Annotated in this window: 19 protein-coding genes; 15 read left to right on the forward strand and 4 right to left on the reverse strand. The window is 58.8% G+C overall.

Features of this window, described 5'->3' with window-relative positions:
* The first annotated feature begins 11 nt into the window (after window positions 1–11).
* The 10 genes from pilW to ACIPY9_RS01905 all read left to right on the forward strand — a co-directional run bounded on the left by pilW (window position 12) and on the right by ACIPY9_RS01905 (window position 10,179).
* Entirely contained in the window at window positions 12–770 is a 759-nt protein-coding gene (gene pilW / locus ACIPY9_RS01860; protein WP_400696579.1) for a type IV pilus biogenesis/stability protein PilW, read from the forward strand.
* Window positions 770–1,777 (forward strand): helix-turn-helix domain-containing protein, encoded by a 1,008-nt coding sequence (locus ACIPY9_RS01865; protein ID WP_400696580.1) that lies wholly within the window; start codon window positions 770–772, stop codon window positions 1,775–1,777. The genes pilW and ACIPY9_RS01865 overlap by 1 nt, the downstream gene beginning before the upstream one ends.
* A gap of 3 nt (window positions 1,778–1,780) precedes the next feature.
* On the forward strand, window positions 1,781–2,890 hold the full coding sequence (gene ispG / locus ACIPY9_RS01870) for a flavodoxin-dependent (E)-4-hydroxy-3-methylbut-2-enyl-diphosphate synthase (protein ID WP_400696581.1): 1,110 nt from the start codon (window positions 1,781–1,783) through the stop codon (window positions 2,888–2,890).
* Between the two features lie 22 nt (window positions 2,891–2,912).
* Window positions 2,913–4,202 carry a histidine--tRNA ligase gene (gene hisS / locus ACIPY9_RS01875; RefSeq protein ID WP_400696583.1) on the forward strand — a complete coding sequence of 430 codons (1,290 nt, stop codon included), beginning with the start codon at window positions 2,913–2,915 and terminating at the stop codon, window positions 4,200–4,202.
* Window positions 4,203–4,274: 72 nt separating this feature from the next.
* Entirely contained in the window at window positions 4,275–4,883 is a 609-nt protein-coding gene (locus ACIPY9_RS01880; RefSeq protein WP_400696841.1) for a tetratricopeptide repeat protein, read from the forward strand.
* The gene (gene bamB, locus ACIPY9_RS01885) at window positions 4,876–6,027 is read left to right on the forward strand and encodes an outer membrane protein assembly factor BamB (RefSeq protein ID WP_400696584.1); all 1,152 of its coding nucleotides are present in this window, start codon (window positions 4,876–4,878) and stop codon (window positions 6,025–6,027) included. Before ACIPY9_RS01880 ends, bamB begins: the two co-directional genes overlap by 8 nt.
* A 139-nt stretch (window positions 6,028–6,166) precedes the next feature.
* On the forward strand, window positions 6,167–7,636 hold the full coding sequence (gene der, locus ACIPY9_RS01890) for a ribosome biogenesis GTPase Der (protein ID WP_400696585.1): 1,470 nt from the start codon (window positions 6,167–6,169) through the stop codon (window positions 7,634–7,636).
* 125 nt (window positions 7,637–7,761) lie between these two features.
* Complete coding sequence (locus ACIPY9_RS01895; protein WP_400696586.1) at window positions 7,762–8,910, forward strand: pyridoxal phosphate-dependent aminotransferase; 1,149 nt, start codon at window positions 7,762–7,764, stop codon at window positions 8,908–8,910.
* On the forward strand, window positions 8,898–9,689 hold the full coding sequence (locus tag ACIPY9_RS01900; protein ID WP_400696587.1) for an amidohydrolase: 792 nt from the start codon (window positions 8,898–8,900) through the stop codon (window positions 9,687–9,689). Before ACIPY9_RS01895 ends, ACIPY9_RS01900 begins: the two co-directional genes overlap by 13 nt.
* Before the next feature lie 58 nt (window positions 9,690–9,747).
* Window positions 9,748–10,179 carry a hypothetical protein gene (locus tag ACIPY9_RS01905; RefSeq protein ID WP_400696588.1) on the forward strand — a complete coding sequence of 144 codons (432 nt, stop codon included), beginning with the start codon at window positions 9,748–9,750 and terminating at the stop codon, window positions 10,177–10,179.
* 69 nt (window positions 10,180–10,248) lie between these two features.
* Here ACIPY9_RS01905 and ACIPY9_RS01910 read toward each other — a convergent pair whose 3' ends face one another.
* The 4 genes from ACIPY9_RS01910 to xseA all read right to left on the reverse strand — a co-directional run bounded on the left by ACIPY9_RS01910 (window position 10,249) and on the right by xseA (window position 15,758).
* Window positions 10,249–11,118 (reverse strand): oxaloacetate decarboxylase, encoded by an 870-nt coding sequence (locus ACIPY9_RS01910; RefSeq protein ID WP_400696590.1) that lies wholly within the window; start codon window positions 11,116–11,118, stop codon window positions 10,249–10,251.
* A 360-nt stretch (window positions 11,119–11,478) separates the two neighbouring features.
* A complete protein-coding gene (gene leuA, locus ACIPY9_RS01915; protein WP_400696591.1) occupies window positions 11,479–13,149 on the reverse strand; it encodes a 2-isopropylmalate synthase in 1,671 nt (556 codons plus the stop codon).
* Between the two features lie 397 nt (window positions 13,150–13,546).
* Window positions 13,547–14,371: a peptidoglycan DD-metalloendopeptidase family protein gene (locus ACIPY9_RS01920; RefSeq protein WP_400696592.1), complete on the reverse strand. Its 825-nt coding sequence runs from the start codon at window positions 14,369–14,371 to the stop codon at window positions 13,547–13,549.
* 7 nt (window positions 14,372–14,378) lie between these two features.
* The gene (xseA, locus tag ACIPY9_RS01925) at window positions 14,379–15,758 is read right to left on the reverse strand and encodes an exodeoxyribonuclease VII large subunit (protein WP_400696593.1); all 1,380 of its coding nucleotides are present in this window, start codon (window positions 15,756–15,758) and stop codon (window positions 14,379–14,381) included.
* A gap of 95 nt (window positions 15,759–15,853) precedes the next feature.
* Here xseA and ACIPY9_RS01930 point away from each other — a divergent pair, with 95 nt between their 5' ends.
* From ACIPY9_RS01930 to ACIPY9_RS01950, 5 genes are all read left to right on the forward strand, one after another.
* Entirely contained in the window at window positions 15,854–16,633 is a 780-nt protein-coding gene (locus ACIPY9_RS01930) for a sulfite exporter TauE/SafE family protein (RefSeq protein WP_400696594.1), read from the forward strand.
* Between the two features lie 66 nt (window positions 16,634–16,699).
* Window positions 16,700–17,248 carry a sugar ABC transporter ATPase gene (locus ACIPY9_RS01935; protein WP_400696595.1) on the forward strand — a complete coding sequence of 183 codons (549 nt, stop codon included), beginning with the start codon at window positions 16,700–16,702 and terminating at the stop codon, window positions 17,246–17,248.
* 95 nt (window positions 17,249–17,343) lie between these two features.
* Window positions 17,344–18,813, forward strand: coding sequence for an IMP dehydrogenase (guaB, locus tag ACIPY9_RS01940; protein WP_400696596.1), 1,470 nt, complete (start codon window positions 17,344–17,346; stop codon window positions 18,811–18,813).
* 125 nt (window positions 18,814–18,938) lie between these two features.
* Complete coding sequence (gene guaA, locus ACIPY9_RS01945) at window positions 18,939–20,516, forward strand: glutamine-hydrolyzing GMP synthase (protein WP_400696597.1); 1,578 nt, start codon at window positions 18,939–18,941, stop codon at window positions 20,514–20,516.
* 289 nt (window positions 20,517–20,805) lie between these two features.
* Window positions 20,806–22,062, forward strand: coding sequence for a DNA cytosine methyltransferase (locus ACIPY9_RS01950; RefSeq protein WP_400696598.1), 1,257 nt, complete (start codon window positions 20,806–20,808; stop codon window positions 22,060–22,062).
* Window positions 22,063–22,082 lie beyond the last annotated feature (20 nt).

Genomic DNA, 22,082 nt, shown 5'->3' on the forward strand with positions numbered 1-22,082 from the left:
AGAGAGACTCCATGTCTGTGCGTGCCTTGTTGTTGCTATGTTCCGTTATCTTGCTGGCAGGGTGTGTCTCGACAGGGCAGGTCGATCCGCTCAAGACAAGCCAGGGGCGTGAAGAGGCTCGCAAGGCTTACGTGCAACTGGGGCTGGGCTATTTCCAGCAGGGGCAGACCGAGCGAGCCAAGGTTCCCTTGAAGAAAGCGCTGGAGCTCGACAGCTCCGATCCAGCCGCCAACGCAGCGCTGGCTCTGGTGTTTCAAGCCGAGATGGAACCAGAACTGGCCAACCAGCACTTTCTGAAGGCTCTCGCGTCAAGCAACAACGATGCACGTATCGTCAACAATTACGGCAGTTTCCTCTACGAACAGAAGCGCTATCAGGAAGCCTACGAGCGTTTTGAGCAGGCTGCCGCAGATAACCTGTATCCTGAGCGGTCCCGTGTATTCGAAAGCCTGGGCATGACCGCCTTGAAGCTGAACCGGCGCGAAGAGGCCCGAGAACACTTCACCAAGGCATTGCGTCTGGATCGCCAGCAGCCGCGCTCCTTGCTGGAAATGGCTGAGTTGTCTTACGAAGACGGGCATTATGTGCCGTCGCGTGACTACTACGACCGTTTCAGCCAGTTGAGCGAGCAGAATGCGCGTAGCCTGTTGCTCGGCATTCGCTTGGCCAAGGTCTATGACGACCGTAACAAGGCGGCCAGTTTTGGCCTGCAATTAAAAAGACTCTATCCCGGTACGCCGGAATATCAGCAATACCTGTCGGAGCAATGATGAAAGCGGCGCATCCCGAAGTTGTGGCAACCACTCGCGTGAACCCTGGTGAAACCTTGCGCCAGACCCGTGAGAGCAGGAACTGGTCGCTGCCAGATGTGGCTTTGAGGCTGAATCTCACCGTGACCTCCCTGACCCATCTGGAGAACGGGAACTTTGACAAGCTGCCCGGGCACACCTTTGCCCGGGGCTATGTGCGTGCCTATGCCAAGCTGCTGGAGCTCGATCAGGCCGTGCTGGTCAATCAGTTCGATCAATGCACCGGCACCGATGGCAAGGGCAGTTCCGTCCATGCGCTGGGTCGTATCGAAGAGCCTGTTCGTCTTTCCCACAATATTCTGCGCATTGTCAGCCTGCTGTTGCTGATGGTGCTGGTTGGCGCCGGATTTCTCTGGTGGCAGGATCAAACCTCCATGCGCGGCAAGGACCAGTCTGGTCTGAGCCTTGAGCATGTCGAGGTCGAAAGCGCCGATGGCACGACACAGATTCATCCACTGGATGAGCCGGAAGATCAGGCTGTGGCCGAAAGCAAGGCTCCCAACGAGTCTGTATTGCCTCTGACGCCGAGCGCGCCGTCCGAAGCGCCAGCCGCAGCCCCTGTGGCACCGGCCCCGGCGATTGCTGCGCCGAGTGTTGCCCCGACTGCTCCAGCTCCCGTTCCTGCTCCTGTAGCGCCTGCGGTTGCTGCGACACCGGCTCCATCCGTCGCGCCGGCCGCGCCTTCGGCACCGGCGGCACCTGTCGAGGCGGCACCGATTCCTGCCGGTGCAGGTCAGATCAAGGTGCAGTTCACTGCCGATTGCTGGACTCAGGTCACTGACGGCAATGGCAGAGTGTTGATGAGCGGCCTCAAGCGCAAGGGCGACAGCCTGGATGTGAATGGCAAGCCACCTTTGACCTTGCGCCTTGGTTACGCCAAGGGGGCGCAAGTCAGTTATAACGGAGAGCCTGTAGACGTAGCTCCCTTTACCAGCGGCGAGACTGCTCGCCTGAAACTAGGGCAATAAGTCATGCACGGCGAATCCCCAATCAAGCGTCGCGAATCCCGAAAGATATGGGTCGGTTCCGTTCCAGTCGGCGGTGATGCGCCGATTGCCGTACAGAGCATGACCAACAGCGACACCAACGATGTTGCTGCGACCGTTGCCCAGATCAACCGCCTTGAGGCCGCTGGCGTCGATATCGTGCGTGTTTCTGTCCCCGATATGGATGCCGCCGAGGCGTTTGGCCGGATCAAGCAACTGGTCAAGGTGCCTCTGGTCGCCGATATTCACTTCGACTACCGGATTGCGCTGCGCGTAGCCGAACTGGGTGTCGACTGTCTGCGTATCAACCCCGGCAATATCGGTCGTGAAGACCGTGTGCGTGCGGTGGTCGATGCGGCCCGCGATCGTGGCATCCCGATCCGGATCGGCGTGAACGCCGGTTCCCTGGAGAAGGACCTGCAAAAGAAGTACGGCGAGCCCACGCCCGCTGCGCTGGTCGAGTCGGCCATGCGTCATGTGGAGCATCTGGATCGTCTGGACTTCCAGGACTTCAAGGTCAGCGTCAAGGCATCGGACGTGTTCATGGCCGTCGAGGCCTACCGTCTGCTGGCCAAGCAGATTATCCAGCCGCTGCACCTGGGCATTACCGAAGCGGGCGGTTTGCGCTCGGGTACGGTGAAATCCGCCGTCGGCCTCGGTATGCTGCTTGCCGAAGGGATTGGCGATACTATCCGCATCTCTCTGGCTGCTGACCCGGTCGAAGAGGTCAAGGTCGGTTACGACATTCTCAAGTCGCTGCACCTGCGTTCCCGTGGTATCAACTTCATCGCCTGCCCGAGCTGCTCGCGGCAGAACTTTGATGTGGTCAAGACCATGAACGAACTGGAAGGTCGTCTCGAAGACCTGCTGGTGCCGCTGGATGTCGCCGTCATCGGTTGTGTGGTCAACGGTCCCGGTGAAGCCAAGGAGGCCCATGTCGGCCTGACCGGCGGTACGCCGAACCTGATCTACATCGACGGCAAGCCTGCGCAGAAACTGACCAACGACAATCTTGTGGACGAGCTTGAACGCTTGATTCGCGAGAAAGCGGCCGAAAAAGCTGAAGCCGACGCATCCGTCATCGTGCGTGGCTAATCAAGATTGCTAAGGATTTTTTGTGAGTAAGTCTCTGCAAGCCATTCGTGGCATGAACGACATCCTGCCCGAGCAGACCCCGTTGTGGCGTCATTTCGAGGGGACCGTTGCGCGTTTGCTGGATAACTACGGTTATCGGCAGATTCGCATGCCCATCGTCGAATTCACCGACCTGTTCAAGCGTTCCATCGGCGAAGTCACCGACATCGTCGAAAAAGAGATGTACACCTTTGCCGACCGCAATGGTGACTCCCTGACCCTGCGTCCCGAAGGTACGGCTGCCTGCGTGCGTGCGGTGCTCGAGCACGGGATCACCGGTGGCGGTCAGGTGCAGAAACTGTGGTACATCGGCCCGATGTTCCGCCACGAACGTCCGCAGAAAGGCCGTTATCGTCAGTTCCACCAGATCGGTGTCGAAGTCTTCAACCTCGACGGTCCCGATATCGACGCTGAACTGATCGTCCTGACCTGGCGCCTGTGGGGCCTGCTGGGTATTCGCAATGCGGTCAAGCTTGAACTCAACAGCCTGGGCACCAGCGAAGCGCGTGCACGTTACCGCGATGCGCTGGTCGCGTTCCTGTCGGCGCGTCTGAATCAACTGGACGAAGACAGCCAGCGTCGCCTGAAGACCAACCCGCTGCGCGTTCTGGATACCAAGCACCCTGACACCCAGGCGGTGCTGATCGATGCGCCGAAGCTCGCCGATTATCTGGACGAAGAGTCGCGCATCCACTTCGAGGGCCTCAAGGCCCGTCTGGATGCCGCCGGTATTCCCTACGTCATCAACCCGAAGCTGGTGCGTGGCCTGGATTACTACAGCAAGACCGTTTTCGAGTGGGTGACCGATCAGCTGGGCGCACAAGGTACTGTGTGTGCCGGTGGCCGTTACGACGGTCTGGTCGAGCAGATGGGCGGCAAGCCTACGGCGGGTGTGGGTTTCGCCATGGGTATCGAGCGTCTGGTGCTGCTGCTGGAAACCCTGGAAAAGGTTCCGGAAGAAATCTCGCGTCAGGTCGATGTCTACCTGTGTGCCTTCGGTGAGGCTGCCGAACTGGCTGCGCTGGCGCTGACCGAGCGTGTCCGCGACCAGTTGCCGAATCTGCGTTTGCAGGTCAATGCCGGTGCCGGCAGCTTCAAGAGCCAGTTCAAGAAGGCCGACAAGAGCGGTGCGCTGTATGCACTGATTCTTGGCGACGAAGAGCTTGCCCGCCAGGAGATAGGCGTCAAGCCACTGCGTGGTCAGGGCGAACAACAGAATATTGCCTGGGATGCCCTGTCCGGGCACCTGGCCTCCTGCATCGTGCAGGGTTGAAGCTGATTAACAGCCGATTTAGCGAATAGGAGTATTGGGGTGTCGCGTACCGAAGATGAAGAGCTGGCGGTAATGAAGGACTGGTGGCAACGCAACGGCAAACCCCTGGTGACTGGCGGTCTGCTGGCGTTGATCGTGGTCTTTGGCTGGCAGGCATGGCAAAAGTATCAGAGCAACCAGTCGCAAGGCTCCTCGATGCTTTATCAGCAATTGCTGGAAACCTCGCTGACGCCAAGTGGCCAGGCCGATACCGCCCGTGTCGCTGAAATCGCCGGCAAGCTCAAGAGCGAATTCGGTGGCACGGCCTATGCCCAGTTCGGTAGCCTGTTCGTCGCCAAGGTTGCGGTCGATGCCGGCAAGCTCGACGATGCCGCGGCCGAGTTGAAAACAGTGGCCGACAAGCCAGCCAATGCAACGCTGGGTGAACTTGCCCGTCAGCGTCTTGCCCGTGTACTGGCTGCGCAAAACAAGGCTGATGAAGCGCTGAAACTGCTGGCAGGCGATGCCGAAAAGGCGTTCCTGGCCAGCCGTGAAGAACTCAAGGGTGACCTGCTGGTACAGTTGGGTCGTACCGACGAGGCACATGCTGCATACCAAAAGGCCAAGTCTGCTCTGTCCGAAGATGCAGCAGTGGGTGGCCTGCAAATGAAGCTCGACGATCTGGCGAAAGGGGATGCGTGACGTGATTCGTTGGAAACATGCAGCATTGCTGGCTCTGGCCATTCTGGCCGCGGGTTGCAGCAGCAACAGTAAAAAGGAATTGCCTCCGGCCGAGCTGACCGACTTCAAAGAAGAAGTGGTTCTGCACAAGGAATGGAGCCGTTCCATCGGTGACGGTCAGGGTAAGACCTACAACATGCTGGTTCCGGCGGTTGACGGTGACCGGATCTACGCATCGGACGTGACCGGGATCATCATGTCCCTGGATCGCCTGTCCGGTGACGTGATCTGGAAAAAAGACCTCGAGCTGCCTGTTTCCGGCGCTGTCGGCGTGGGTTATGGCCTGGTCATGATCGGCACCGAAAAGGGCGAAGTCGTTGCTCTGGACGCTTCGTCCGGTGAAGAGAAATGGCGCGCTCACGTGACCAGCGAAGTGCTGGCTCCGCCTGCGAACAACGGCGACGTCGTTGTGGTTCAGACCCAGGACGACCGTGTCATCGGTCTGGACGCAGTGACAGGCTCCCAGCGCTGGATCTACGAAAGCACGCCTGCGGTACTGACCCTGCGCGGTACAGGCGCACCGGTTGTCACCAACCGCCTGGCGGTAGCCGGTCTGTCGACCGGCAAGGTCATCGCGCTGGATATCAGCAATGGCGTGCCGATCTGGGAGCAGCGTATTGCTATCCCGCAAGGCCGTTCGGAGTTGGATCGTGTGGTCGATATCGACGGCGGCCTGCTGCTGTCCGGCGGTACGCTGTACGTCGCCAGCTATCAGGGCCGCGTTGCCGGTCTGGATCTGGAAAGCGGTCGTGTGCTCTGGCAGCGTGATGCGTCGAGCTACTCGGGTGTTGCCCAGGGCTTCGGCAGCGTATACGTGACACTGGCTTCCGGCACGGTCGAAGGCATCGATGAGCGTTCGTCCTCTGCGCTGTGGAGCAACGAATCGCTGGCTCGCCGTCAACTGGGCGCGCCGGAAGTGTTTTCCAGCTATGTAGCGGTTGGCGACCTGGAAGGCTATCTTCACCTGTTGAGTCAGGTCGATGGTCGTTTCGTCGGACGTGAACGTATCGACAGCGACGGCCTGCGTGCGCGTCCGCTGGTGGTGGGTGACATGATTTATGTGTTTGGTAACAGCGGCAAGCTGGAAGCCCTGACCATCAAGTGATGATTGTCCATGCCCGGGGTAGAGGCCCCGGGCGACCTTGCTTCGGCAAGGCTGCGGCGCCCGCGGGTGCTGCTCCGAACTCCGGCCGCTGCCCTGCAGCGGCTTTTGTATTTTCTGAAATAACGAAGTGGAGAGCCGCATGGTTCCCGTAATTGCCCTGGTGGGTCGACCGAACGTCGGCAAATCCACCATGTTCAACCGCCTGACCAGGACTCGCGACGCCATCGTCGGCGACCTGTCCGGTCTGACCCGTGACCGCCAATACGGAGAGGCGAAGTGGCAGGGGCGCTCTTACATCCTGATCGACACCGGTGGTATTTCCGGTGACGAGCATGGCATGGACGAAAAGATGGCCGAGCAGTCGCTGCTGGCCATTGAAGAAGCCGATGTCGTGCTGTTCCTGGTGGATGCCAAGGCGGGTTATACCGCCGCCGACCAGATGATCGGTGAGCACCTGCGCAAGCGCAACAAACGTTCCTACGTGGTTGCCAACAAGATCGACAACATCGATGAAAACCTGGCTCGCGCCGAGTTCAGCCCAATGGGCCTGGGCGATGCGATCCCGGTGGCCGGTGCGCATGGTCGCGGTATTTCCCAGATGCTGGAAATCGCCCTGAAGGATTTCCCCAAGGACGAGGACGAAATCGAGGAAGGCGAAGCCGAGGACGTTGCGGAAGGCGAGGAAGCCAAGCGCATTCCTGGTCCGAGCGAAAAAGACGGTATCAAGATTGCCATTATCGGTCGCCCCAACGTCGGTAAATCGACGCTGGTCAACCGCATGCTCGGTGAAGACCGGGTCATCGTCTACGATCAGCCGGGCACGACCCGCGACAGTATCTACATCCCGTTCGAGCGCAACGATGAGAAGTACACGCTGATCGACACGGCCGGTGTGCGCAAGCGCGGCAAGATCCACGAGGAAGTCGAGAAGTTCTCCGTGGTCAAGACGCTGCAGGCCATCAAGGACGCCAACGTGGTGATCTTCGTGATGGATGCCCGCGAAGGCGTGGTCGATCACGACCTCAACCTGCTGGGGTTCGCGCTGGAAGCCGGTCGCGCCATCGTTATCGCACTGAACAAGTGGGATGGTATGACGCCGGGCGAGCGTGACTACGTGAAGACCGAGCTGGAGCGTCGTCTGTTCTTCGTTGACTTCGCCGACATCCACTTCATCTCGGCCTTGCATGGCACGGGCGTGGGTAACCTGTATCAGTCGGTACAGAACTCGTTCAAGTCTGCGGTCACCCGCTGGCCGACCAGCCGCCTGACCCAGATCCTGGAAGACGCCGTCAGCGAGCACGCACCACCGATGGTGGGCAGCCGCCGTATCAAGCTGCGCTATGCGCACCTGGGTGGCGCCAACCCGCCATTGATCGTGATCCACGGTAACCAGGTCGAGAAGGTGCCCAAGTCCTACATCCGTTACCTGGAAAACACGTATCGCCGCGTTCTGAAACTGGTCGGTACGCCGATCCGGATCGAATTCAAGGGCGGTGAGAACCCGTATGAGGGCAACAAGAACACGCTGACCGACCGCCAGGTCAACAAGAAGCGTCGTTTGATGTCGCACCACAAGAAGGCCGAGAAGAAGCGTCGCGACAAGCGCTGAGTCTTTTCCTGAAAAAAGGCACCCTGCAGAGTCTGCACGGGTGCCTTTTTTTATGCGCGCCCGATGGGCTATCCTGCCAGACCCGTGCCGCCGTGATGCCGGGGGTATTGCAGGGAAGGGCCCTAATGATCGACAGCAAGTTGCCTAATGTTGGCACCACCATCTTCACCGTCATGTCTCAGCTCGCTGCCGAAACCGGCGCGATCAATCTGTCTCAAGGGTTTCCCGATTTCGATGGGCCGCAGGCATTGCGCGATGCCGTGGGTCGTCATATCGCTCAAGGGCATAACCAGTACTCGCCCATGACCGGCCTGCCAGCCTTGCGTCAACAAGTGGCTGCCAAGATCGCTCGCAGTTACGGTCGCCAGGTGAACCCCGACACTGAAGTCACCATTACGCCAGGTGCGACCCAGGCGATTTTCTGTGCCATCCAGACCGTCATTCGCCCGGGCGACGAAGTGATCGTCTTCGACCCTTGCTATGACAGCTACGAACCTTCCGTGGAACTGGCTGGCGGTCGTTGCGTGCATGTGCAACTGGGGCTCGATGATTTTTCCATCGACTGGCAGAAGCTGAGCGATGCCTTGAGCCCGCGCACCCGCATGATCATTCTCAACAGCCCGCACAACCCCAGCGGTGCCTTGATCAGCCGGGCCGAACTTGACCAGCTGGCGGCGTTGATCGCCGATCGCGACATTTATCTGATCAGTGACGAGGTGTACGAGCATCTGGTGTTCGATGGCGTCCAGCATGTCAGCGTGCTGGCTCATGAGGCGTTGTATCAGCGTGCATTCGTGGTCAGCTCGTTCGGCAAGACCTATCACGTGACCGGCTGGAAGACTGGCTATGTGGTCGCTCCGCCAGCCTTGAGCGCCGAGTTGCGCAAGGTTCACCAGTACGTGAGTTTCTGTGGTGTCACGCCTTTGCAGTGGGCGCTGGCCGATTTCATGGCCGAGCATCCCGAGCATGTGGAGGAGCTGCCAGCGTTCTATCAGGCCAAGCGCGACTTCTTCTGTGATCACCTGGCATCTTCACGCTTCAGCTTCGAGCGCGTGGGCGGCACGTATTTCCAGTTGGTGGATTATTCGCAGATCCGCCCGGACCTCAATGATGTCGATATGGCGTTGTGGATGACCCGCGAGCATGGCGTTGCCAGCATTCCAGTGTCGGTCTTTTATCAGAGTCCGCCTGAAGGCCAGCGTCTGATACGCCTGTGCTTTGCCAAACGTGAGGAGACGCTGCGTCAGGCAGCGGAAAAACTATGCGCGATTTGAGCCCGTTGCCGGATCTGAAGCTTGCCCTGATCCAGACCACACTGGTCTGGCATGACCGGCAGGCCAACCTCGATCATTTCAGCACCTTGCTGGGGCAGGTAAAGGATGCCGATCTGGTCATTCTGCCGGAGATGTTTACCACGGGTTTTTCCATGGATTCCGAAACCCTGGCCGAGCCTGAAGATGGCCCGACATCCGAATGGATGAAGGAGCAAGCCAAACGCATTCAGGCGGTGATTACCGGCAGCGTGATCATTCGTGCGGCGGATGGTAGCCATCGTAATCGTTTGCTGTGGGCGCGCCCCGATGGCGAGGTGCTGTATTACGACAAGCGTCACCTGTTCCGCATGGCGGGAGAGCATGAGCACTACAGTCCGGGTGAACGGCAGGTGATGTTCGAGCTCAATGGCTGGCGTATCCGCCCGCTGATTTGCTATGACCTGCGCTTCCCGGTCTGGAGCCGTGACGCGCAGGACACCGATCTGTTGCTCTATACCGCGAACTGGCCCGGTGCTCGCCGTTTGCACTGGAACCGCCTGCTACCGGCCAGGGCCATTGAAAACCTGTGTTACGTTGCCGCCGTGAACCGGGTCGGCAGCGATGGAAAGGGTTTTGAATATACAGGCGACAGCCAGGTGCTGGATTTCCAGGGCGATAGCCTGCTTGAAGCCGGGGAGGCCGATGGCATTTTTCAGGTCAGCCTGAAGGCTGCGGACCTGCAGGCCTATCGAACACGTTTTCCGGCCAATCTGGACGCTGATACATTCGAGATACAATGATTTCGTCAAGTTGTGTGCAGATGTGTCGATAACTGTCCCATATAGCCAGGAGTTCGTTATGACTACTATCAACACTTCATCGCTAAGCGCTTATTCAAGTGCGTTGACCCTTACCGTCAAGAACAAGGACGCCGATTCGACCACTGCGACAGATGCCGCAGAGAAAAGCGGAGTAAGCGTTTCGCTTGACGGTGCGAAGGTTGGCGGTACGGCGGTCGCTGCGGGTGCAGGTGCCGGAGGTTCCAGCTCGTCGAGCACTGACGAAACCATCGAAAAACTGAAAGAGCAGATCGAGCAGACGGAAAAACTGCTGGCTCAGCAGCAGGCCCAGCTGGCGGCAGCTCAGAACGGCAAAGGCTCTGAAGACGAGAAGGCTCAGCGCGTCATGGCCATTCAGATGCAAATTGCTACGACCACTGCAACCTTGCAAACCCAGCAAGGCGCATTGCTGCAACTGACCACCAGTGGCGGCATCGACACCACGGCCTGATCGCAGAAACCAAAAGCCTCCGTCATGCGGAGGCTTTTTTGTTTGTGTCTGCCGGTAAGTGTTTCGGACTTACTCGTTCACATTCATGAACTTCTTGGCCCACTCAACGTACTCTTCCGGTTGCGTGTAAGTGTGGGTCAGTTCAGTTGCGTTCATGTCGCTCGTGCTGCTTAGAATCTGGCGTTGTTCTCTCAGGCAATCGTAGGTGGCCTTGATCGACGCGAAGTAGGCCGCATGGCCATCCACGCAGATTCGCACGCCCATTTCTGCCAGACGCTTGTTGTCGTGCAGTTCAGGGTTTCCGTAAGTCACCAGCATCAAGGGGACTGTCAGCCCTTCGGAGATTTGCTCCAGGTGCTCGAAGTCCCGTACGCCGACGATGGTGATACCGTCTGCGCCTGCACTCTGATATTGCTGAACCCGGCTGATGGTTTCCTGCACGGGAATGATAGCCGCGTTGGTGCGGGCAAAGATCGACAGCTCAGGGTCGACACGGGCTTCCAGGGCGGCGCGGATCTTGCCAACGCCTTCTGCCGTGGAAATCAGGTCGGTGGACTTGCGGCCAAACTGGGCGGGCAGAAGGGTGTCTTCAATCGTCAGGGCTGCGACGCCTGCACGTTCCAGTTCGGTGATGGTGCGCATGACATTGAGCGCGTTACCGTAACCGTGGTCGGCATCGGCAATGAAGGGCAGTTCTGCTACGCGACCGATACGGGTGGCCTGCTCTACGAATTCGCTCAGGGTAATGAGGGCGAAGTCCGGTGCTGCCAATACTTGCAGCGAGGCGACGGAGCCTCCGAGGATACCGACTTCAAAACCCAGGTCCGCTGCGATCCGTGCAGACATGGGGTCAAATACCGAGGCTGTGTGATAGCAGGACGTTGAAGAGGTCAGTGCGCGAAAGTTGCGGCGCAGATCTTGATGGGAAGCCTTAGGCATAATCGCTCCAAATGTGATTGGATCAGCTCAGCGTTACCGAGGCCGATGGTTTTTCAATGCACGGTTGGTCTGCCCGTGCATTCTTTTCGTCCGAAAATCAATGCAGTCGTCATCGTGGTTTGTAGGAAAGGGTGTTGCTAAACAGGCAAGTTCGACTTGGTCCCGATAGCGCAAACGTTGCTACCGGCATAAGGCCAAATCAATTAAAGGCAGCATGCTACCACAGCATAAATGAAAAGATTATGCCGAATATGCGCATGGTTATGCGGATACTGAAAGGGTGTTGTGTGGCAGGCGGGGCCTGTGTTCAGGCCTGCCTGAGCATGACGGCAGGTGTTCGTCATGCTCAGGCGTCGGGCATCAGGCCGCTTTGGCCTGAGCCTGGCTCAGCGAACGGTTCAGGGCGCTGAACAGGGCGCGGAAGCTGGCTGTGGTGATGTTTTCATCGATCCCCACGCCATGGACGGCACGCTCACCGTTGACCCGCAGTTCGATATAGGCAGCGGCCTTGGCCGTGGTGCCGGAACCGATGGCGTGTTCGTTGTAGTCCATGATTTCCACGGTTACCGGCAGGCCGGCCACCAGGGCTTCCAGGGCGCCTTTACCCTTGCCGCGCCAGTGCTGGGTTTCGCCGTCCACATGGACTTCGGCATCGACCGAGCTGTTGCCGTTTTCTTCCTGCAGCTTGTGGCTGATCAGGGCGTAAGGCGTGTTGGCTTGCAGGTATTCGCGACGCAACAGGGAGTGGATCTGCTCGGCCGTCATTTCCAGGCCAAGGCGATCGGTTTCGCCCTGAACCACCTGGCTGAACTCGATCTGCATGCGACGAGGCAGGGAGATACCGTATTCCTGCTCCAGCAGATAAGTGATACCGCCTTTGCCCGACTGGCTGTTGACGCGAATCACCGCCTCGTAGCTGCGACCGATATCGGCCGGGTCGATAGGCAGGTAAGGCACTTCCCACAGCGCGTCGTCTTTCTGCTGGGCGAAGCCCTTGCGGATAGCGTCCTGGTGCGAGCCGGAGAAGGCGGTGTGAACCAGATCGCCGACATAAGGTGCGCGTGGGTGTACCGGAATCTGGTTGCACTCTTCAACGACCTTGCGCACGCCGTCGATGTCCGAGAAGTCCAGGCCCGGGTTGATGCCCTGGGTGTACATGTTCAAGGCCACGGTCACCAGATCCACGTTACCGGTACGTTCGCCGTTGCCGAACAGGCAACCTTCGACGCGGTCTGCACCGGCCATCAGGCCCAGTTCGGTGGCGGCAACGCCGGTGCCACGGTCGTTGTGGGTGTGCAGGCTGATGATGACGCTGTCGCGACGATTGATGTGGCGGCCGAACCACTCGATCTGGTCGGCGTAGACGTTTGGCGTTGCGACTTCAACCGTGGCAGGCAGGTTGAGGATCACCTTGTTCTCGGGGGTCGGATTCCACACCTCGATCACGGCATCGCAGACTTCCTTGGCGAACTCCATTTCGGTCGCGCTGAAGGTCTCAGGCGAATACTCGAAGGTCCACTGGGTTTCAGGTTGCTGGGCGGCGTATTTCACGAACAGCTTGGCAGCGTTCACCGCGATTTCTTTCACGCCGGATTTTTCCTGATTGAAAACGATGCGGCGGAAGGAGGGGCTGGTGGCGTTGTACAGGTGGACGATGGCTTTTTTCGCGCCGCGCAGGGATTCAAAGGTGCGGGCGATCAGGTCTTCACGTGCTTGAGTCAGCACTTGAATGGTGGTGTCGTCCGGAATGTGGCCGTCTTCGATCAGGGTACGCACGAAGTCGAAGTCGGTTTGCGAGGCCGCCGGGAACGAGGCTTCGATTTCCTTGACGCCTACTTTGACCAGTGTTTTCCAGAAACGCAGTTTCTTGACCGAATCCATGGGCTCGATCAGCGATTGGTTACCGTCGCGCAGGTCGGAGCTGCACCAGATCGGTACTTCGGTAATGGCTTTGGAAGGCCAGGTACGATCAGGCAGGTCGATGGTCGGAAATGGACGGTACTTCTTCGAGGGATCTTTGAGCATGGTCATGTGAGAAATCCTTTGTACTGAATGGGCCGGAGAGAGGCGGCCAACCGTTGAAGCGAAAGACAGGGGCGAGGCACCGCAATCTAGCTTGGCAGTCGTGAACTGACCAGACGTAGACACCGATGTTGGCGCAACAGAATGAGGGTTTGAGAGGCTTTCATGAGGCCAACCGTAACGATTGGGGTGAAAGTTGGCAAGCACTTGGAAAAAATTGAGATAAGTTCTCGAATTTTCAAATTTTTCGAGTTTTTATCGCTGCTTAAGGGCGTTTGTCGCTTGGTTATTGTTTAGAAACCTGTAGGAGCGAATTCATTCGCGAAGAGGGCAGTACATCCGGGTGAGGTGTATCGCCTGGAATTCAGCCTTCGCGGATGAATCCGCTCCTACAGGGGCAGGGTATTTATGGCTGAAACGCGCCGATGAAAATGGCCGGGTCGACCCGTGCATCGTTCAGGCTGACGTTCCAGTGCAGGTGAGGGCCGGTGGCGCGACCTGTGGAGCCGACCTTGCCCAGCAAGCCGCCGCGAGGAATCAGATCGCCCGTTTTCACGTCGATCTTCGACAGGTGGCAGAACATGCTGATAAGGCCCTGGCCATGATCGACATACACCGTATTGCCATTGAAGAAGAAATTGCCGGTGAGGATCACCTTGCCCGCTGCCGGGGATTTGATCGGTGTGCCTGCCGGGACCGCGAAATCCAGGCCTGAGTGCGGGTTGCGTTCTTCACCATTGAAGAAGCGGCGTACGCCGAACTTGCTCGACAACGGCCCGTTCACGGGCTTGTCGAAAATCAGGTTGCTGGGCGTGCCTGGACTGAAAACGGCATACCCGCCCAGCAGCTTGGGCGTTTCGCTGTTGATGCGTCTGGTGTCCTCGGGGTTCGGATTGACCTGACGCTTGTTCTGCAGCTTGATGTGCTGCTCCGGGTATTTCTTGCTGCCCACCGTGAAGCTCAGGTTACGGCCTCCTGATACCAGTTGCTGGGTACCCGGCTTGACCGTCAGCGGCAGGCCGACAATGGCTAGCCAGCGAATGCCCTGTTCCTTGACCACCAGCACCGGTTTGCCTTGAAAGGTGGCTTTCGGTGGCTGATTGCTGTTGCCCAGGTCGATCACCGCCACGCCACCGGGCACCGGTTTGTTGAGTGCGCGGGTGATGTAGCTGTCTGCATGTGCGGGCAGGCACAGAAGAAGGGCGAGCAGCGGGGCGATAAAACGTAGCATCGATCGGTCAGTCCAGAAGAGAGAGGGTCACGGGCGTCAGGTGGTTGTCCTCGACGCGCACCTGCAATTCGCCTTCGCCCAGTCTGGCCGTCAGGCGTTGACCGGGCTGGGTCTGGGAGGCATTACGGATGGCATGGCCGCGTTCGTCGAGCAGGATACTGTAGCCACGACCCAGTGTTGCCAGAGGGCTGACGACATGAAGTGTCTGAATCTGGCTCTGCAGTTGTAGCTTGCGTGTCTTGATCTGCTCGCGCATGGCGCGGGGAAGGCGTTCGGCCAGTACGTCCAGTCGCTGGCGCAGGAATGCCAGAGTCCGCCCCGGATGCTGGGCGGCGAGTCGGCTCTCCATGTGTGCCAGACGTACCTGACGTGAGTGCATGCCTTGTTCAAAGGCTCGGCGCAGGCGCATGTCCAGGTCGTCCAGGCGCTGGGCCTGCTGACGCAGGCGTTCGCCGGGATGGCGCAGGCGGCGGGAAATGACCTCCAGGCGCAGCCGTTCCCGCATGAGTCGATCCCGCATGCGGCTGATGAGGCGACGGTTGAGGTTTTCAACCCGGCGATGCAGGTCGCTGGAGTCCGGCGCCAGCAACTCGGCTGCCGCAGAGGGCGTGGGCGCACGCACATCGGCCACGAAGTCGCTGATGGACACGTCGGTTTCATGCCCCACGGCACTGACGATCGGTGTCACGCACGCATCGATGGCTCGGGCCACGGCTTCTTCGTTGAAACACCACAGGTCTTCCAGCGAACCGCCGCCACGGGCGAGGATCAAGGCGTCGAAACCTCTGGCGTCCGCCAGCTTCAGCGCCCGGACGATCTGGGCAATCGCTTCGCGGCCTTGAACGGCTGTCGGGATCAGGGTCAGTTCCACTTGTGGGGCGCGACGGCGGAATACGCTGATGATGTCGCGTATCACCGCGCCGGTCGGTGAACTGATGATGCCGATACGTTGCGGGTGCTGCGGCAGCGCGACCTTGCGTTCGGCACTGAACAGTCCTTCGTCGCTGAGCTTGGCCTTGAGGGCGTCGAAGGCCAGACGCAACGCACCATCGCCGGCAGGCTCGACGGTGTCGAGGATCAGCTGGTAGTCGCCACGACCCTCGAAGAGTGAAACCTTGCCGCGGACCTTGACCTGCAAGCCATCCTTGAGCGCCTGCCGCACACGCGCCGCGCTCTGGCGAAACAGCGCACAACGCACTTGCGCGCCGGAGTCCTTGAGCGTGAAGTAGACATGGCCGGACGCCGGGCGCGACAGGTTGGATATCTCGCCCTCGACCCAGATACTGCTGAACACATCTTCCAGCAACACCCGTGCACGGCCGTTGAGCTGGCTGACGGTAAGGACTTCCCGGTCGAGACCGAGTCTTGCGAAGGGATCTTTGATCATGCCGGGCATCATAAAGGGATTTCTGGCGGTTTTCAGCGTTGATGGCTATATAAGCTGCGCAACCATAATAAGAGTCTTTGTTCAGGGAGAAGTGTGTGGCTGGGGTCGAATTGGGCGGGTGGTTCAGTCAGCTGGGTTTTTCGCCTCTGGACTGGTTGTGGATCGAGCTGTCGGTCGTGGCGGCTTATGTGGTGTTCGGCATTGCCGGTTTCGGTACGGCGCTGGTGGCCGGGCCGATTCTGATTCATTTCATGCCGCTGTCGCGGATCATTCCTTTATTGGTGATGCTGGATTTTCTGGCGGCCTTCGGCAATCTCCTGCCTTCCCGTCAGTCGGTGGTCAGGTCCGAATTGCTTCGGTTGCTGCCGTGCATGGCGGTGGGCTGTACGCTTGGGGTGTTGTTTCTGCTCAATCTGAAGTCTGACGTCCTGTTGCTGTTGATGGGATTGTTCGTGACGGCCTATGCGATCTACAGCCTCTCGGTAAAGGTTCGGCCCACTCAACTGGCGGCAGGCTGGGCGATTCCGATGGGGACGATCGGTGGCCTGTTCGGTGCGCTGTTCGGCAGCGGCGGCTTCTTGTATGCGATTTACCTGAATAGCCGTCTGACTTCTAAAGAGCAGGCGAGGGCGACGCAAAGTGCGTTGATCAGTTGCAGCACCATCGTGCGCTTGAGCCTGTTTCTGATCGCCGGGGTCTATGCCGATATTTCGCTGTGGGTGCTGGCCGCTTGCCTGTTGCCTGCGATGCTTCTGGGGTCATGGACAGGTCGGGCGCTGACCATGAAGCTGTCGCGAGAACATTTTGTGCGACTGGTGACCTGGCTGGTGCTGGCCAGTGGTATTGCGCTGATCGGTCGCTACATCGCCGGATGACGCTCCGGGCCTTGTCGCCGACCTGTTAGAATGCCGTTCTTGACCAGCCTTCAGCGACACACTGCCATGAACACCCAAAGCATCATCGTCCCGCAAATCTCCAGCTTTCCCGGACGTGAGGCCAAAGCACGTCTCATCCTGCGCTGGTTGGTCAAGCTCGATGTAGTCGAGCCGGAACTGAGCACCTGCGGTCGCACCGGCAACCGAATGGCCTATGCCATTGCGCCGGGAGCCAGACGCGTCGTGGAGCGGCCCGAAGCCTTGCCGTTCGGGCAGGCGGTCAACGGGCTGGAAGTCGTCACCAAACGCTGCATTTTCACGCCTCTGAACAATTTTGCCGAAGAAGCCGGTTGCCCGGAGTGCCGTCGGGAAATCGGTGAGGCGCTGTTCGACAGCCTTGAAGACTGGATGCCCGGCCATACCGATAACTTCATGTGCCCGGAATGCCGTTACGAGGACGATATCAACGGCTTTCTGTTCCTGGACGCCTGCGGCTTTTCCAACCTGGGTTTCATCTTCAACGACTGGCTCGATGCCGGGTTCACGCAGAGCTTTCTCGATGACTTCGCCGAACGGCTGGATCGCCCGGTTTCTCTGGTCAAGGTACGGCTCTAGCCTCGTTTGATATTAGGCTGAGGTTTGCATTGAGCCGACGGGGCTGTGTAGGTATAATGGCGCGCTTCCAATTTTCCCGCCCGGGAGCCCCCGCGATGCTGCGTATCAGTCAAGAAGCCCTTACATTCGACGACATTCTCCTTGTACCCGGTTATTCCGAGGTACTGCCTAACGAAGTCAGTCTGAAAACCCGTTTGACCCGTGGCATTGAACTGAATATCCCTTTGGTTTCCGCTGCAATGGACACTGTCACTGAAGCCCGTCTGGCAATTGCCATGGCTCAGGAAGGCGGTATCGGTATCATCCACAAGAACATGACCATCGAGCAGCAGGCTGCCGAGGTCCGCAAGGTCAAGAAGTTCGAGGCCGGCGTGGTCAAGGACCCGATCACCATCGAGGCTGACGCCACGGTGCGTGACCTGTTCGAACTGACCCGCATGCACAACATTTCCGGCGTACCGGTCCTGCATGATGGCGACCTGGTCGGCATCGTGACGTCCCGTGACGTGCGTTTTGAAAACCGTCTGGATATCCCTGTCCGCGAAGTGATGACGCCTAAAGAGCGTCTGGTCACCGTCCGTGAAGGCGCCGACAAGAACGAAGTGCGTGAGCTGCTGCACAAGCACCGTCTTGAAAAGGTCCTGATCGTCGACGCCAAGTTCGCGCTCAAGGGCATGATGACCGTCAAGGACATCGAAAAGGCCAAGGCTTATCCGCTGGCGAGCAAGGACGACCAGGGTCGTCTGCGTGTCGGCGCGGCCGTCGGCACCGGCAAGGACACAGGCGATCGCGTTGCGGCGCTGGTGGCTGCCGGTGTTGACGTCGTGGTGGTCGATACGGCCCACGGTCACTCCAAAGGCGTGATCGACCGCGTTCGCTGGGTCAAGGAAAACTTCCCTGAAGTGCAGGTCATCGGTGGCAACATCGCCACTGGCGCCGCTGCCAAGGCACTGGTCGCTGCTGGCGCCGATGCAGTCAAGGTCGGTATCGGCCCGGGCTCCATCTGCACTACTCGTATCGTTGCCGGTGTGGGCGTGCCACAGATCAGCGCCATCGCCAACGTCTCGGCTGCCCTTGAAGGTACAGGCGTTCCAATGATCGCCGACGGCGGCATCCGTTTCTCGGGTGACCTGTCCAAGGCCATCGTCGCTGGCGCAAGCTGCGTGATGATGGGGTCGATGTTTGCCGGTACCGAAGAGGCTCCAGGCGAAATCGAATTGTTCCAGGGCCGTTCCTACAAGGCTTACCGCGGCATGGGCTCGCTGGGTGCCATGTCCCAGGCCCAGGGTTCTTCGGACCGTTACTTCCAGGACTCGTCCGCCGGTGCCGAGAAACTGGTACCGGAAGGTATCGAAGGCCGCGTGGCTTACAAAGGTTCGCTGGCAGCCATCATTCATCAACTGATGGGCGGTCTGCGTTCTTCGATGGGCTACACCGGTAGCGCCAACATCGAAGAGATGCGTACCAAGCCCGAGTTCGTGCGTATCACGGGCGCCGGCATGGCCGAATCTCACGTCCACGACGTGCAGATCACCAAGGAAGCGCCGAACTATCGCGTCGGCTAAAGCCGCCAGCTGATAGCTTCAAGCCTTAAGCTACAAGCGGTAGTTGTACTTATGCAGCTACCGCAGATTTCGATAACTTGCAGCTTGCAGCTTAAAGCTCGCAACTGCTCATCAGAGTTCCTTCCATGGCCCTCGACATTCACGCCCACCGTATTCTGATCCTCGACTTCGGTTCCCAATACACCCAACTGATCGCCCGTCGAGTGCGTGAAATCGGTGTGTACTGCGAGCTGCATCCGTTCGACATGGACGACGAAGCGATTCGCGAATTCGCCCCGCGCGGGATCATCCTCGCGGGTGGCCCCGAGTCCGTGCATGAAGCCAACAGCCCGCGTGCTCCACAAGCCGTATTCGACCTCAACGTACCGGTCTTCGGTATCTGCTATGGCATGCAGACCATGGCCGAGCAGTTGGGCGGTCGCGTCGAAGGCTCCGACCTGCGCGAGTTCGGCTACGCCCGTGTCGATGTAGTCGGCAAGAGCCGCATCCTCGACGGTATCGAAGACCATGTGGACGCCGATGGCGTGCTGGGCCTCGATGTCTGGATGAGCCACGGTGACAAGGTGACCGAGATCCCGGACGGTTTCCACGTTCTGGCCAGCACCCCGAGCTGCCCGATCGCCGGCATGGCTGACGACACTCGCGGCTACTACGGCGTGCAGTTCCACCCGGAAGTGACCCACACCAAGCAGGGCGGTCGCATCCTGTCGCGCTTCATCCTCGACATCTGCGGCTGTGAAGCCCTGTGGACGCCTTCGCACATCGCTGAAGACGCCATCGCCAGCATCCGCGCCCAGGTCGGTACCGACAACGTCCTGCTGGGCCTGTCCGGTGGTGTTGACTCCTCCGTCGTTGCGGCACTGCTGCACAAGGCCATCGGCGATCAACTGACCTGCGTATTCGTCGACAACGGTTTGCTGCGCCTGCACGAAGGCGAGCAGGTCATGGCCATGTTCGCCGAGAACATGGGCGTCAAGGTCATCCGCGCCAACGCCGAAGAGCAGTTCCTGAACAATCTGGCTGGCGAAAGCGATCCGGAGAAGAAGCGCAAGATCATCGGCCGTACCTTCATCGACGTGTTCGATGCCGAATCCTGCAAGCTGGAAAACATCAAGTACCTGGCCCAAGGCACCATCTACCCGGACGTCATCGAGTCGGCTGGCGCGAAAAGCGGCAAGGCTCACGTCATCAAGTCGCACCACAATGTGGGCGGCCTGCCGGAAGAAATGAACCTCAAGCTGGTCGAGCCACTGCGCGAGCTGTTCAAGGACGAAGTCCGCCGCCTCGGTCTGGAACTCGGCCTGCCGTACGACATGGTCTACCGCCACCCATTCCCGGGCCCGGGCCTGGGCGTGCGTATCCTCGGTGAAGTGAAGAAGGAATACGCCGACCTGCTGCGTCGCGCCGACCACATCTTCATCGAAGAACTGCGCAAGGCCGACTGGTACCACAAGGTCAGCCAGGCATTCGTCGTATTCCAGCCAGTCAAATCGGTTGGCGTCGTAGGCGATGGCCGCCGCTACGCCTGGGTCGTCGCCCTGCGCGCCGTGGAAACCATCGACTTCATGACCGCACGTTGGGCACACCTGCCTTACGAACTGCTGGAAACAGTGAGTGGGCGGATCATTAACGAGATCGAAGGTATTTCGCGGGTTACTTATGATGTTTCGAGTAAGCCGCCAGCGACGATTGAGTGGGAGTGATCCTGCGTTCGCAGTGATTGGCAATAACCCTCCTCAGGAAGCCCGTCTAATGCGGGCTTTTTGTTTTGGGGCTATGGAGAGGTGTCGTCATGAGCTTGAGTTTTAGTCCTTTGATTTGTCAGATTGACAACATTTTTTGACTCGGTATGCTTCGTGGTGCCCAAATTTGGCGCCATTTTATGGATACATAATGAGCCTTACTCCCGAATGTCGTACAAGTCTTCGTCTTACGCAGGAGCAGCACGATACTATTGTCAACTTTTGTCAGGTTGACGGAGGGAAGATAAGTATGAGTGCGTGGATTGCACGAGCCATAGATGAAAAAATCCTGCGTGATGCCCAGTTAGCTCAGGATAGGCCTGTGCTGAATGCTCGCCAAGGACGTCGTTTCTATGAGTTTTTTGCCGGTGGTGGAATGGCTCGTGCCGGTTTGGGCAAGGAGTGGAGTTGCCTGTTCGCCAATGATTTCGACCCGATGAAAGGGCGTGCCTACCGTGATAACTGGGACGGTGGCTTGGATTTGCTGGTGGAAGATATCAACAAGCTCAGCGTGGGGCAGTTGCCCGATCAGGCCGATCTGGTGTGGGCTTCCTTTCCTTGTCAGGATCTTTCTCTGGCGGGGGGATACAAGGGGATCGGGCGTGAACAGGACGAGCAGCAGACCCGTTCGGGGACTTTTTGGGCATTTTGGAGACTTATGCGTGATCTCATGCGTGAGGCGCGTGCTCCTAAAATCATTGTGCTTGAAAATGTGTATGGAGTATTGACCTCCAATGAGGGTGAGGATTTCTCTGCCATTGGCTCGGCCCTGTCTGATGCTGGCTACCGATTTGGTGGCATGGTGATTGATGCCCGGCATTTTGTGCCACAGTCGCGTCCGCGTGTCTTTATCGTGGGCGTGCGTGCCGATGTGAAAATTGCGCCGATGCTGCTGTCTCCGGTTCCGCTCAATTCGTGGCACCCGGAGAGGATGGTGCAAGCTTGTGCCGGGTTGCCTAAAAGCGCTCGGGATGCATGGTTGTGGTGGCGTCTGCCTGTTCCCGAGGAGCGGGCTGCGACCTTTGCTGAATTGATCGAGGAGCATCCAGAGGGCGTGAGCTGGGACAGCGTGGAGAAAACGGCACGGCTGATGGCCATGATGAGTACGACCAACCTGGAAAAGGTACGTGTGGCGCAGCAGTCAGGCAGGCGTATGGTTGGAGGACTTTATAAGCGTACTCGTGTCGATGAGCTGGGCAATAAAGTCCAACGCGCCGAAGTGCGGTTTGACGACATCGCCGGTTGTTTGCGTACGCCAGCCGGAGGGTCGAGCCGTCAGGTGATCATGGTGGTCGAAGGTGAGCTGATTCGATCACGTTTGCTGTCGCCCCGCGAGGCGGCACGTTTGATGGGGCTGGACGACACCTACAAGTTACCAAGTCGATATAACGACGCCTACCATGTGGTAGGCGACGGAGTGGCGGTTCCGGTAGTGCGTCATCTGGCACAGTTTATCTTTGAACCCATTCTGTCTGAAGTGGGCGATGTCATACCCATTCAGACTTAACAGAGTGCATTAAGTAGAGC

It is taken from the genome of Pseudomonas sp. NPDC089734 (genome assembly GCF_044748865.1).
Lineage (GTDB): Bacteria > Pseudomonadota > Gammaproteobacteria > Pseudomonadales > Pseudomonadaceae > Aquipseudomonas.